Origin of the sequence: Tahibacter harae (assembly GCF_024437735.1) — a bacterium.
Classification (GTDB): Bacteria; Pseudomonadota; Gammaproteobacteria; order Xanthomonadales; family Rhodanobacteraceae; genus Tahibacter; species Tahibacter harae.
Genome location: NZ_JANFQO010000018.1, coordinates 37048 through 49910, shown reverse-complemented (window position 1 = coordinate 49910; position 12863 = coordinate 37048). Strand labels below are relative to the sequence as shown.

The following is a 12863-nucleotide window of genomic DNA, read 5'->3' as shown; positions in this document are numbered from 1 at the left end:
CGCGCCGCATCGGCAGGCCCGCTCAGGCGCGCGCGTTCAGCACCTGCGCCCAGGCCGGCACGGGCTGCGGCTGCGGCGCGCGTTCGCCCGCGGCCGCGCGCATCAGCGCGGCGCGGCGTTCGCTCCAGTGCAGCAGTTCCAGCGTGCCGTCGGCGTGCTCGACCAGCGCCGTGCAGTGTTCCACCCAGTCGCCGTCGTTGAGGTACAGCACGCCGTCGTGCGCGCGCATGGCGCCGAAATGGATATGGCCGCAGATCTGCCCGTCCAGGCCCAGTTCGCGTGCGCGCTGCGTGGCCAGGCCCTCGTAGCGGCGGATATAGGCCAGCGCCTTGCCGATGCGCGACTTGGCCAGGATGGACAGGGCGAAGTAGGGCAGGCGCAGGCGCCGGCGCAAGGTGTTGACGCTGCGGTTGGCCCAGCAGATCAGGCGGTAGGCGTAATCGCCAAACCAGGTCAGCCAGGTCTTGCCCTGGTGTTCCGGGTCGAACTCGTCGCCGTGGCTGACGCGGAAGCGGCGGCCGTCGGCAGTGGTGTGGATCGCGTCCAGCGCCACCTCGATCTGGCCTACGCGCTGCCCGGCCAGGCCGCGCAGCGGCGCGTCGTGATTGCCCGGGAGGTAAATGACCGCGGTGCCGTTGGCGGCGATGTGGAGAAATTCCGCCAGCACCTCGCCATGCCGCGCCGGCCAGTAGGGCGAGCGCTCCATGGCTTCGATGTCGATGATGTCGCCGACCAGGTACAGCCGTTCGCAGCGGGTCGCGCGCAGGAAATCCAGCAGAAAGTCCGCGCGGCAGTCGCGGGTGCCCAGGTGTACGTCGGAAATGAAGATGCTGCGGAAACGCAGGCGGTCCATGGGACGCCCCGGTAGCCAAGCCGGGAAAAGGCTAGCCGCGCAAGGTATCCGTTGCGTTGCCGGCCGGGGTCAGGGCGATGACAGGGCGATGCGCGCGGGCGGCAGTATCTGGCTCAGCCAAGCCGTGTACTGGGCGCCGGAGGGGTGCAGGCCGTCCTCGGCCAGCTGTGCCGGCGTGGCGCCGGCGCGGCGCGAGATGGCGCAGACATCGGCCCAGGCCACGTTGGCACGCCGTGCTTCTTCGCGGTTGATGGCGTTGAACTGATCCAGCTCGCGCGCGATCACGGCCGGATCGCGGCCGCTGCCCTGGCCGAAGGCAGTCACGCCCCAGTCCGGTATCGACACCACCAGCACGCGCTGCGGCCGCAGCCCGGCCAGGGCGATGGCCCGCTGCAGCAGGGCGGCGAATTCGCGCCGGTAATTGTCGAGATCGCGGCCGCGGTACTGGTTGTTCACGCCGATCGACAAGGTGACGAAGTCATACGGCGGCACCAGGGTGGCTGCATCCATGCCGGCGGAGAGTTCGTCGGTGGTCCAGCCGGTGGTGGCGATGATCTGCGGATCGGCCAGGTCCACGCCGTCGGCGCGCAGGCGCTGGGCCAGCTGGCGCGGCCAGCGCTGGGCTTCCGCCACGCCTTCGCCGATGGTGTAGGAATCGCCCAGGGCCAGGAAGCGCAGGCTGCCGGCCTGCGCCACGGTCTGGCCGGCCAGCACGCCGGTCAGCAGCAGCTCAGGCCACATGGCGCGCCGGCGCCGAGCGGGCCAGGCGGCCCAGGCAACGCTCGATGCGGCTGAATACGTCGCCGATCTCTTCCGGCTGCGGCAGCAGGGTCAGGCGGAAATGGTTGCGCTCGCGGATATTGAAGCCGGTGCCGGGCACGACCAGCACGTTTTCGGTTTCGAGCAGGTTGAGGGCGAAATCCTCGTCGTCGAAGCTGCCGAACTGCTGGGTGCGCACGCTGGGGAAGGCGTACAGCGCGCCCTGCGGCGCGACCACGTCGAGGAACTCGCTGCGCGCCACGCCGTCGAGCACCGCGCGCCGCGCGGCGTGCAGGCGGCCGCCGCTGCCGACCAGTTCGGCCATGGTGTCCGGGCCGGTCAGGGCCGGTTCCACCGCCCACTGCGTGGGCACGTTGGCGCACAGGCGCAGGGCCGAGAGCAGATCCAGCGCGGCGCGGAATTCGCCGAAGCGCGCCGGCGTGCCGGAAAGGCTGATCCAGCCCACGCGGTAGCCGCAGGCGCGGTGCATCTTGGACAGGCCGCTGTAAGTGATGCACGGCGTTTCGCCGGCCAGCGGCGCCAGCGGATGAAATTCGGCGCCGTCGTAGAGGATGCCGTCGTAGATCTCGTCGGACAGCAGCAGCAGGCGGTGGCGCTCGGCCACGCGCACCAGCGCCTGCAGCAGTTCGCGCGGATAGACCGCGCCGGTGGGGTTGTTCGGGTTGATGAGCACCAGGGCGCGGGTGCGCGGGGTGATCAGGGCTTCGATCTCGTCCGGGTCGGGCAGATGGCCGCGGCCGGCCGGACAGGGGTAGTAGCGCGCCCGGCCGCCGTTGAGTACGGTGGCGGCGCTCCACAGCGGGTAGTCCGGGCTGGGCAGCAGCACTTCCTCGCCGCTGTTGAGCAGGGCGCGAAGGGTCAGATCAATCAGTTCCGACACGCCGTTGCCGATGAATACATTGTCCGCATGCGCGCCGACCGCGCCGCGGGCCGCTTCGCGCGCCGCGATGGCTTCGCGCGCGCCCTGCAGGCCCTGCTGGTGGCAGTAGGCCTCGCTGCGCGGCAGCTGGGTCTCGACCGTGCGGCGCAGGTGCTCCGGCACGCTGAAGCCGAACAGGCCCGGGTTGCCGATATTGAGGCGGACGATGTCGCGGCCTTCGGCTTCCAGCTCGCGGGCTCGGCGCGACAGGGCCCCGCGGATCTCGTAACGAACATCACCGAGACGGGAACTGACGGGTACTGTGCGCTGCGGCATTGCGGTGAGTCCTGGTCGGGTCCGCCGAATCCTAGCGGCAGACGGGCGAATGTCCAACCAACCCTTGGCCGGATTTGTGGCAAATCGCGGGCATTTTGCTGCGTTGTGCCGGACAGCGGCCCGGATCGCCGGCTCCTGCGCAACCTTTGCCGCCTCTGCTGCATCAGAAAGCGCCGTGTCTAGTCGAAAGTCACTGTCTCCACCGGCAGATGTGGGCGGTAACAGGGGCTGCGTAAGATTCCGCTTGACCGGTCCAGTACTGGTGTTATAGTTCGCTACAACACTATCTCAATAGAGATCGCCATGAAGACCTCCCTGTTTGCCTCCCTGATCCTGCTTGCGGTGACCGGTGCGCCGCTGCTGACGGGATGTGCCGGCGATGCCAAGTCCGCCGCCACCGCGGAGAAGCCCAAGGCCGAGGTCATTCCTGTCGAGGTCGCCGCCGTGTCCCAGGGCGACATCACGGCCACCTATGCCGGTACCGCCACTCTGGAAGCCGAGCGTGAGGCCAAGGTGGTCAGCGAGATCGGCGGCATCGTGCTGGCGCTCAACGCCGAGGAAGGCCAGTTCGTGCGCAAGGGGCAGGTGCTGGCCAAGCTGGACGCCGAGCGCCACAGCGTGCTGCTGCGCCAGGCCGAGGCCGAGCTGGAACGCCTCAAGCACCAGGACGTGCGCAACGAGAACCTGTTCCGGCGCCAGCTGATTGCGCGCAACGCCTATGAACAGAACAAGTCCGATCTGGCCACGCGCAAGGCGGAGGTCGACCTGGCCCGCCTGAGCCTGTCCAAGTGCGCCGTGATCGCCCCGTTCGACGGCGTGGTCACGCGGCGCTGGATCAAGCAGGGCCAGCTGCTGAAGATGAATGAAGTCGCCTTCGAGATGGCCGATTTCCGCGAACTCAAGGCCCGCCTGCGCGTACCGGAACGTGCCAGCACCGCGCTCAAGCCCGGCCAGCTGGTCGACTACCGCGCCGATGCGCTGCCGCAGCAGGCCTTCCGTGCCGAAGTGGAGCGGGTCAGCCCGGTGGTGGACGCGGCCAGCGGCACGGTGGAAATCACGGTCGCGGTGGACAATACCGACGGCAAGCTGCGCCCTGGTCTGTTCTCGCGCCTGGATGTGGCCTATGACAATGTCGCCGCGGCCATACTGGTGCCCAAGTCCGCCCTGCTCAGCGGCGATCGCGACAGCAGCGTGTTCGTGGTGCGCGACGGCAAGGCCCAGCGCGTGGCGGTCAAGCTCGGCTACGAGTCCGGCAACAATGTGCAGGTGCTGCAGGGCCTGAGCCCGGGCGCGGATGTCGTCGTCGCCGGCCACAGCGCCCTGCACGAGGGCAGCGAAGTGCAGGCCCTGCGCGCCGCCGACAAGCCGGCCGCGGATACCCTGGCCAAGCGCTGAAAACCCGCCCGCACCGTCTGCCGGGCCCGGCACCGGCGCAGCTACAATCCGCGCCATGCAACTGCCTCCCGAGACCCTCGCGCGCCTGGCCACCGTAGGCTGGAGCGACGCGATCACCCTGCCCGAGGACGCCCGCGCCGAGCATGTGCCGGCGCGGGTCATCATCCAGCACCGCAACGGCTACGTGGTGCACGACGGCGCCCAGGAATTCACCGTGCAGCCGGCCGCGCGCTTCCTGCGCCGCAGCCTGGACCCGGTGGAACGCCCCGCCGTCGGCGATTTCGTCCTGCTCAAGCCGGGCAAGCCCGCCACCATCGAGATCGTGCTGCCGCGCCATGCCACGCTCTCGCGCGCCGCCGCGGGCGAGCGCTACCAGCGTCAGCTGATCGCGACCAACGTGGACAGCGTGCTGGTGCTGATGGGCCTGGACGGCGACTTCAATCCGCGCCGGCTGGAACGCTACCTTGCCCTGATCCAGTCCTCCGGCGCGCAGTGCGTGGTGGTGCTGACCAAGGCCGACCAGCACGAAGATCTGGACGCCCTGCTCGAAGACGTGCTCGACGTGCTGCCGCCGGACATCGTCGTGCATGCGGTCAATGCCAAGGATCCGGCCAGCGTCGCCGTGCTGCATCCCTATCTGGGGCCGGGCCGCACCGCGGTGGTGGTCGGTTCCTCCGGCGTAGGCAAGTCGACCTTGACCAATACCCTGCTCGGGGTGGAACGCCAGGCCACCAAGGCCGTGCGCGAGCACGACAGCCGCGGCCGCCATACCACCACTTTCCGCGCGCTGATCGCGCTGCCCCAGGGCGGCTGCCTGATCGACACGCCCGGCATGCGCGAACTCAAGCTCACCGGCGAGGAAGACCTCGAAGCCGGCCAGTTCGCCGATATCGACGCCCTGGCCATGCAATGCCGCTTCGGCGACTGCGCCCACCAGACCGAACCCGGCTGCGCCGTGCGCGCGGCGCTGGAAAGCGGCGAGCTTGATCCGGAGCGCTGGGCCAGCTACCAGAAACTGCGCGATGAACTGCAAGCCCAGGCCAGCAGCCTGGAAGCGCAGCTCAAGCGCAAGGGCGAGGCCAAGGTCGCCAACAAGGCGCTGGGCAAGCGGCTGAACGAGAAGTACGGTCAGCGCTGAAATCGATCTGTCATAGATCCGAAGCGCAGGCGCGAAGCCAAAGTCGCCGAAAGGGTGCAAGGCCGGTACCCGGCCGGGAAACAGCGGACAGTCGCCGTGCACGGGCGGCCGCGCGTATGGCCGTCACTGCCTGGATGGGCGTCATTCTTGCGTCCGCATCCCGCATCGGCACCACGCAAAATCTGCGGCTAGCGCGGCTTGCGCTCGCTCACCCGCCGCACCAGCTTCAGCCCGCTCCAGGTCGCATCGACCGCACAGACCTTCACATCCACCAGCCCGCGCGGCAGGGCGAGTTCGCGCACGCCGTCCTCGTTCAGATCGGTTGCCCTCTTTGCGGCTTTCTTGGGCCAGGAAATCCACAGCATGCCGCTGTCGGCCAAGTGAGGTTCCAGCGCATCCAGCGCCTGCTGCAACTGCGCGCGCGAAGCGGCGAATGCGTGGCCGAAATCGAAGGCGCCGGCGCGCCTGAGCAGCTGCGCCTGGGCGAGATCGAAACCGGTCAACGCGGCATAGTCCGCCGGCGCGTTGCGCAGCACGATGCGCTGGCCGGGTTTCAATCCCAATTTTTGCGACAGCGGTTTGCCGGAATAGCCGGCCGGCGTGACGTCTGACACCTGTCATCTCCAAATGCTGATCGACGGCTCTTCCGGCCGCCCGGCCGCGCCGGCAGTCTATGGCACACTTGGCGATTGCGGCGACCCGCAGCCCGCACACCGCCGCGCAAACCTCCCGCAGGACATGGTGGAATCGTGGACAACACGGAAATGCTCAAACAGCTGCGCATCGACCGCAGCGCGCCGCCGGAACCGGCTGCGCACAAGGGACGCTGGATAGGCCTGGGCCTGGCCGTGCTGGCCGTGGCCGGCATCGGCGGCTGGCTGGCCTTCGGCCGCGGCACCACCTGGGTCGTCGCCACCGCGGTGGCGCAGCCGATCACGCCGGCCGCGGCCGCCAGCTCCTCGGTGCTGGATGCCAGCGGCTATGTCACCGCGCGGCGCCAGGCCACGGTATCGGCCAAGGTCACCGGCCGCGTCGCCGAAGTGCGTATCGAGGAAGGTCAGCGCGTCGAGGAAGGCGAAGTGCTGGCGCGGCTGGATCCGGTCGATGCGCAGGCCGCGCTCGAACAGGCGCGTACCCAGCTTGACGCCGCGCGCGCCCTGCTGGTCGAGCAGCGCGTGCAGCTGGCCCGGGCCGAGCGCGATCAGAAGCGCCAGCAGGACCTGGTCGCACGCAAGCTGACCAGCCAGCAGGCCAGCGAGGACGCCGTCACCGAAGTGGCCGCGCTGCGTGCGCGCATCGCCGCGCAGGAGCGCCAGGTCGCCGTCGCCCAGAGCGGCCTGGACATGGCCCAGGTGCAGCTGGACAACACGGTGGTCAAGGCGCCGTTCTCCGGCGTGGTCACGGTCAAGGCAGCCCAGCCCGGCGAGATCGTCTCGCCGATGTCCGCCGGCGGCGGCTTCACCCGCACCGGCATAGGCACCATCGTCGACATGAACTCGCTGGAGATCGAAGTCGACGTGAACGAGTCCTACATCGGCCGCGTGCAGCCCGGCCAGCCGGTGGAAAGCACGCTCAACGCCTATCCGGACTGGAAGATCCCCGGCAAGGTCATTGCCATCATTCCCACCGCCGACCGCAGCAAGGCCACGGTGAAAGTGCGCATAGGCCTGGATATCAAGGACGGCCGCATCGTGCCCGACATGGGCGCGCGCGTCGCCTTCCTCGGCGAGGCCCGGCCGGCTCCGGCCACCGATGCCAAGCCCATTCCCGGCGTGCTGGTGCCTGCCGAGGCGATCAAGAACGTCGGCGACGCCAGCCTGGCCTATGTGGTCAAGGACGGCCGCCTGGAAGAACGCAAGCTCACCCTGGGCCAGACCATGTCCTCCTCGCGCCAGGTGCTCAGCGGCCTCAGTGCCGGCGACCGCGTCGCGCTGGCGCCGCCCGACGGCGTGAAATCCGGCGACAAGGTCGAAACCCGGACCCGTTGATCGTCGCATCAGGAACCTGCCCGCAAACCGGGCGGGATCCGTCCTGCATTCCCTGTTTCCTCGTTTCCTTTCGGCCCGTCATTCGCCTACGGAGTCACCCATGAGCAATCTCATCAGCATCCGCGACCTGACCAAGAGCTATGTGCGCGGCAAGCAGAAAGTCGAGGTGCTGCACGGCCTCACCCTCGACATCCCCAAGGGCGACTTCGTCGCGCTGATGGGGCCTTCGGGCTCGGGCAAGACCACCCTGCTCAACCTGATCGGCGGACTGGACCAGCCCACCTCCGGCGAAATCTCCATCGACGGCAAGCGCATTGACAAATACAGCGCCGGCGAGCTGACCAAGTGGCGCGCGAGCAATGTCGGCTTCGTGTTCCAGTTCTACAACCTGATGCCGGTGCTCACCGCCGAAGCCAATGTGGAACTGCCGCTGCTGCTGACCAACCTCAGCGCCGCCCAGCGCAGGAAGAACGTCGCCATCGCGCTGCAGGTGGTCGGCCTGGGCGAGCGCGGCAAGCACAAGCCGCGCGAACTCTCCGGCGGCCAGGAGCAGCGCGTGGCCATCGCCCGCGCCATCGTGTCCGATCCCAACCTGCTGGTCTGCGACGAGCCCACGGGCGACCTGGACCGCAAGACCGCCGATGAAGTCCTGACCCTGCTGCAGACGCTCAACCGCGAGCACGGCAAGACCATCGTCATGGTCACCCACGATCCGCGCGCCGCCGAATACGCCAAGCGCACCCTGCATCTGGACAAGGGCCAGCTCGCCGAACAGGCCGCGCACTGAAGCGCCCGGAGCCAATCCCATGACCAAGACCGGATTCGTCATTGCGAACCTGTTTCGCAAGAAGACCCGCACCACGCTCACCCTGCTTTCGGTGATCATGGCCTTCCTGTTGTTCGGCCTGCTGCAGGCCGTCAACGTCATGTTCAATGCCGGCGCGGATTTCGTCGGCGCCACCCGCGTCGTGGTGCAGGCGCGCGTCTCCTTCACCCAGTCGCTGCCGCTGCGCATCCTGCCGGAACTCGAAGCCGTGCCCGGCGTGGAGAAGGTGATGTACCAGCAGTGGTTCGGCGGCGTGGTCGGCGAGAATCAGCAGGTATTCACCTTCGCCGTCGACCCGGCCCGGCTGCACGCGGTCTATCCCGAATACGTGATGCCCGAGCAGCAGTGGACCGCGTTCGGCCAGACCCGCACCGGCGCCATCGTCGGTCGCGTGCTGGCGGACCAGTTCAAATGGAAGGTCGGCGACAAGCTGCCGTTGAAATCCAGCATCTTTCCGCAAAAGAACGGCAGCAAGGACTGGGCCTTCGACATCGTCGGCATCTTCGACGGCAAGGACGAGCAGTGGCAGCGCCAGACCAACACCGTCTTCATCAACTACGACTATTTCAACGAAGCCAACCAGTTCGGCCAGGGCGCGGCCGGCATCTACATGCTGCGCCTGGCCAACGGCGACGTGGCGCAGAGCGTGACCGAAGCCATCGACAGCAAGTACGAGAACTCGCCGGATGAAACCAAGAGCCAGACCGAGAAGGACTGGCAGGCCGGCTTCGTCAAGCAGATCGGCGACATCGGCCTGCTGGTGCGCTGGATCCTGTTCGCCGTGTTCTTCACCCTGCTGCTGGTAGTCGGCAACACCATGGCGCAGAGCGTGCGCGAGCGCGTGCCGGAACTGGCGGTGCTCAAGACGCTGGGCTTTTCCGATACCAGCGTGCTCGGCTTCGTCATGGCCGAAGCCATCGCCCTGTGCGCGATCGGCGGCCTGATCGGGCTGACGCTGGCGACCCTGCTCGGCATCGTGATCCAGAAAGTCGCCGGCGCCTTCCTGCCGATCAGCGTGGACGGTTCGGTCTGGGTCGCCGGCCTGGTCGCGATCGTGGTGCTGAGCCTGGCCGTTGGCCTGTTGCCGGCGCTGCGCGCGCAGCGCCTGAAGATCGTCGATGCCCTTGCCGGCCGCTAACGGAGCGCACTCATGCTGAGCCAACTCATCGCCATCACCGGCATCAACATCAAGAGCATCCCCGAACGCTGGGGCCCTTCCCTGGTCATCGTGGTCGGCCTGGCCGGCGTGGTGGCCGTGTTCACCGCGCTGTTTGCCATGGCCCAGGGCTTTGCCAGCACGCTGGCCGACCGCGGTCGCGACGACCTCGCCCTGATCCTGCGCGGCGGTTCCAGCAATTCGGAACTCAACTCGGCGCTGAGCCGCGACGCCGTCACCCTGACCACCCAGGTGCCAGGCATACGCCGCGGCGCCGACGGCAAGCCCGAAGCAGCGGCGGAACTGGTCATCATTTCCGAACTGCCCAAGAAAGGCGAGCCGCCCGCGGCCAAGGGCAAGCGCCAGACTGGCGTGAACGTGTCCCTGCGCGGCGTGGAAGAAGCCTCGTTCGCCCTGCGGCCGCACCTGCGCATCGTCGAGGGACGCAAGTTCCAGGCCGGCCTGCGCGAGATCCTGGTCGGCCGCGGCGTGGTCAATTCGTTCGAAGGCGCGGCCATAGGCAATGTGGTGCGCATGCGCGGTTCGGAATGGACCGTGGTCGGGATCTTCGAGTCTGGCGACGCCTACGAGAGCGAACTGTGGGTGGACGTGGGCACGGCGCAGACCTCCTTCGGCCGCAACGGCTTCAGCTCGGTGCTGGCCCAGCTCGACGGGCCCGATGCGCTGGACAAGATCAAGGCCGCACTGGCCGCCGATCCGCGCCTGGCCAGCGACGTGACCACGCAGCGTGAATACCTCGGCGCGCAGACCAAGCAATTCCGCGCGATGATCCAGACCCTGGGCGTGTTCCTCGTCATCGTCATGGGCCTGGGCGCGATCTTCGCCGCGCTCAACACCATGTACGCCGCCGTCGCCGCCCGCGCCCGCGAGATCGCCACGCTGCGTGCGATCGGCTTCGGCTCGCTGCCGGTGCTGGTGTCGGTGATGGCCGAAGCCCTGCTGCTGTCGCTGGTCGGCGGCCTGATCGGCGCGGCCATCGCCTATGTGCTGTTCAACAATGTGTCCTTGTCCACGCTGGGCGCGAACTTCACCCAGGTTGTGTTCGCCTTCAAGGTGACGCCGGCCCTGGTGCTCTACGGCGTGATTATCTCGCTGGTGATAGGCCTGTTCGGCGGCCTGCTGCCGGCGGCCCGCGCCGCGCGCATGCCGATCACCACGGCGCTGCGCGAACTCTGAGCCGGCGCCCTGCGACGCCCGCCGCCGGCTGTTACGCCGCGGCGGGCGTTTTCTTTTTGCGCGGCAGGCCGGCGTTACGACGAGCCCGCTTCCTGTGTGCCATGGCTGTTCGCGCGGTTGCCCGCACGCGCGCTGCCGCCGAGCGGGAGGCATGTCCCGCATCGTCCTGATCACGCATACCTGCGACGATTTCCGCCGTCGCAAATTCCTGCTCGGCACCGTGGCGCGGCACTGGATCGAGGCCGGGCACGAGGTCAGCGCCGCCGCCGGGCTGGGCGACGGGCCTGCGGGCGATATCGCCGTGATGCACCTGGATCTCTCCGTCGTGCCCGAAGCGTATTCGCAGGCGAGTGCCGCCGCGCCGCTGCGCTGGGAAGCCGATGCGCGCGCGATGGTGCAGGTACAGGCCAGGGCGCTGCCCGCCGACAGGCGCCGCTGGCGGACTGGGCGCCGGAGACCGACGAGGCCGGATGCGCCCGCCTGCTGGCCGGCGAGCTGAATGCCATGACCGACCTGCGCGAGCACTGGCCGGCGCTGTGGCGGCACGCGGCGAAGCAGGGCGAGCGCCTGCTGCCGGCGGCCTGAGCTTCCGCAGCGGCGGTCTTTGGTCGCCACGCCGGACCGGACACCGCACAAGGCCAGGCCCGCACGGACGTTTCGATCGACGCCGACGCGATCCCGCCCATGCCGCGGTGCGCCGTTGCGCACCACTGCCGCGGCGCGCCCGGCCGATTTGCACTAAAGTCGCGCGCTGGCATGAACGAGGCAAGACGAACGATGACGCTGAAACTGGATCTGGGCTGCGGCCGGCACAAGCGCGAGGGCTTTCTCGGCGTGGATTCCTCGCCCGACTGCGGCGCCGATGTGGTACACGACCTCAACGTGATTCCCTGGCCGTTCGAGGACGCCAGCGTGGACGAGGTCAACTGCTCGCATTTCCTGGAACACCTCGACGGCGCCGAGCGCATCGTCTTCATGAACGAGCTGTACCGCGTGATGAAGCCCGGCGCGCGCGCGCTGATCATCACGCCGTACTGGACCTGGGTGGGCGCGATCCAGGATCCCACGCACAAATGGCCACCGATCGCCGAGCAGTCCTACCTGTATTTCAATGCCGCGCAGCGCGAGGGCATGGGCGTGCAGCACTACGGCATCCACTGCGACTTCGATATCGAATACGCCGGCCGCCTGATGCCCGATGTCGCCCAGCGCCCGCCGCAGGAACAGGCCTTCGCCAAGAACCACAACCTCAATGCGGTACTGGAGCTGCACACTACCCTGATCCGGCGCTAGGCGCGGCTGCGTTGAAAATCAACGGCGCTTTTCGGCCGGCTCAGGATTTGTCCCGCGCCAGGGTAATCACCGCCACGCCGGCCAGGATCACCGCCATGCCGATCACGTCCAGCGCATGCACGCGCTCGCCGGCGAGCGCGGCGCCGAACAGCACGGCCACCGGCGGGTTGACGTAGGCATAGCTGGTCGCCAGTGCCGGCCGCACCGTGCGCAGCAGGTACAGGTAGGCGCTGAAACCGACGATGGAGCCGAACACGCCGAGATAGACCAGGGCCAGGGTGGCGCGCAGGCTGGGTTCGGCCGGCAAGCCCTGGCCGTTGAGCAGGGCCAGCACGGTCAGGGCGACGCCGCCGGTGAGCATCTGCGCGGCGGTGTTCATCATGGGCTCGGGCATATCCTGGCGCTTGGACCAGAGCGAGCCGAAGGCCCAGCTCGCCGCGGCCGCGAGCAGTGCCAGCGCGCCCAGGCGCGAACCGGCCAGGTCGCCGCCGAGGTTGAGCAGGATCACGCCGACGAAGCCCACCAGCAGCCCGATCAGTTCCAGCCGCCGCGGCCATTGCCCGAAGAAGGTGCCGAACACCGCCGCGAACAGCGGCATGCTCGACACCGCGACCGCGGCCAGGCCCGAGGAAACGCTTTGCTGCGCCCAGCACACCAGGCCGTTGCCGAAGCCCAGCAGCAGGGTGCCGGTAATGGCGCAATTGCGCCATTGTAGCAATGTGGGATTTGCAGCCCCGCGCCAGCGCAGGAAGGCGTACAGCCCCGCGCCGGCGGCGAGGAAGCGCAGCGCCGCCATCGAGAACGGCGGATAGCTTTCCAGTCCTATGCGAATGGCGAGGTAGGTCGAACCCCATACGAGATACAGCGCGATCAGCGCCAGGGGCACCAGCAGGCGCGGTGAAAAACGCAGCGCGGCGGTCACGCTAGGTTGCTCGCTCATGGCTTGTCGCAGGTAAACGGCCCCCCGTCCCGCGCCGCCATGCTACGCGCGCGCCGCGGCCGCACACAGGACCACTGTTCATTTGGACCGCGGAGCCACTTG

Annotated in this window: 13 protein-coding genes; 8 read left to right on the top strand and 5 right to left on the bottom strand. The window is 68.4% G+C overall.

The window, feature by feature from the left end:
* Window positions 1-22 precede the first annotated feature (22 nt).
* The 3 genes from NM961_RS17655 to NM961_RS17645 form a co-directional block, all read right to left on the bottom strand.
* On the bottom strand, window positions 23-853 hold the full coding sequence (locus tag NM961_RS17655) for a UDP-2,3-diacylglucosamine diphosphatase (RefSeq protein WP_255915735.1): 831 nt from the start codon (window positions 851-853) through the stop codon (window positions 23-25).
* Between the two features lie 69 nt (window positions 854-922).
* Window positions 923-1594 (bottom strand): SGNH/GDSL hydrolase family protein, encoded by a 672-nt coding sequence (locus NM961_RS17650; RefSeq protein WP_255915734.1) that lies wholly within the window; start codon window positions 1592-1594, stop codon window positions 923-925.
* Window positions 1584-2828 carry an aminotransferase class I/II-fold pyridoxal phosphate-dependent enzyme gene (locus NM961_RS17645; RefSeq protein WP_255915733.1) on the bottom strand — a complete coding sequence of 415 codons (1245 nt, stop codon included), beginning with the start codon at window positions 2826-2828 and terminating at the stop codon, window positions 1584-1586. The genes NM961_RS17650 and NM961_RS17645 overlap by 11 nt, the downstream gene beginning before the upstream one ends.
* A 303-nt stretch (window positions 2829-3131) precedes the next feature.
* Here NM961_RS17645 and NM961_RS17640 point away from each other — a divergent pair, with 303 nt between their 5' ends.
* Together NM961_RS17640 and rsgA are read left to right on the top strand one after the other, a co-directional pair.
* A complete protein-coding gene (locus tag NM961_RS17640) occupies window positions 3132-4223 on the top strand; it encodes an efflux RND transporter periplasmic adaptor subunit (protein ID WP_255915732.1) in 1092 nt (363 codons plus the stop codon).
* A 55-nt stretch (window positions 4224-4278) separates the two neighbouring features.
* Entirely contained in the window at window positions 4279-5361 is a 1083-nt protein-coding gene (rsgA, locus tag NM961_RS17635; protein ID WP_255915731.1) for a ribosome small subunit-dependent GTPase A, read from the top strand.
* A gap of 188 nt (window positions 5362-5549) precedes the next feature.
* On the opposite strand, the gene NM961_RS17630 is transcribed toward rsgA, so the two are convergent.
* The gene (locus NM961_RS17630) at window positions 5550-5975 is read right to left on the bottom strand and encodes a DUF3052 domain-containing protein (protein ID WP_255915730.1); all 426 of its coding nucleotides are present in this window, start codon (window positions 5973-5975) and stop codon (window positions 5550-5552) included.
* A gap of 132 nt (window positions 5976-6107) precedes the next feature.
* Here NM961_RS17630 and NM961_RS17625 point away from each other — a divergent pair, with 132 nt between their 5' ends.
* The 6 genes from NM961_RS17625 (at window position 6108) to NM961_RS17600 (ending at window position 11821) form a co-directional block, all read left to right on the top strand.
* Window positions 6108-7349 (top strand): efflux RND transporter periplasmic adaptor subunit, encoded by a 1242-nt coding sequence (locus NM961_RS17625; protein WP_255915782.1) that lies wholly within the window; start codon window positions 6108-6110, stop codon window positions 7347-7349.
* A gap of 100 nt (window positions 7350-7449) precedes the next feature.
* Window positions 7450-8136: an ABC transporter ATP-binding protein gene (locus tag NM961_RS17620; protein WP_255915729.1), complete on the top strand. Its 687-nt coding sequence runs from the start codon at window positions 7450-7452 to the stop codon at window positions 8134-8136.
* Window positions 8137-8155: 19 nt separating this feature from the next.
* The gene (locus tag NM961_RS17615) at window positions 8156-9313 is read left to right on the top strand and encodes an ABC transporter permease (protein WP_255915728.1); all 1158 of its coding nucleotides are present in this window, start codon (window positions 8156-8158) and stop codon (window positions 9311-9313) included.
* A gap of 12 nt (window positions 9314-9325) precedes the next feature.
* Complete coding sequence (locus NM961_RS17610; protein WP_255915727.1) at window positions 9326-10528, top strand: ABC transporter permease; 1203 nt, start codon at window positions 9326-9328, stop codon at window positions 10526-10528.
* Between the two features lie 151 nt (window positions 10529-10679).
* Window positions 10680-11027 carry a hypothetical protein gene (locus tag NM961_RS17605; RefSeq protein WP_255915726.1) on the top strand — a complete coding sequence of 116 codons (348 nt, stop codon included), beginning with the start codon at window positions 10680-10682 and terminating at the stop codon, window positions 11025-11027.
* Window positions 11028-11305: 278 nt separating this feature from the next.
* Window positions 11306-11821 carry a class I SAM-dependent methyltransferase gene (locus tag NM961_RS17600; RefSeq protein WP_255915725.1) on the top strand — a complete coding sequence of 172 codons (516 nt, stop codon included), beginning with the start codon at window positions 11306-11308 and terminating at the stop codon, window positions 11819-11821.
* Between the two features lie 40 nt (window positions 11822-11861).
* Here NM961_RS17600 and yedA read toward each other — a convergent pair whose 3' ends face one another.
* Window positions 11862-12761, bottom strand: coding sequence for a drug/metabolite exporter YedA (yedA, locus tag NM961_RS17595; RefSeq protein WP_255915724.1), 900 nt, complete (start codon window positions 12759-12761; stop codon window positions 11862-11864).
* Window positions 12762-12863: the final 102 nt, after the last annotated feature.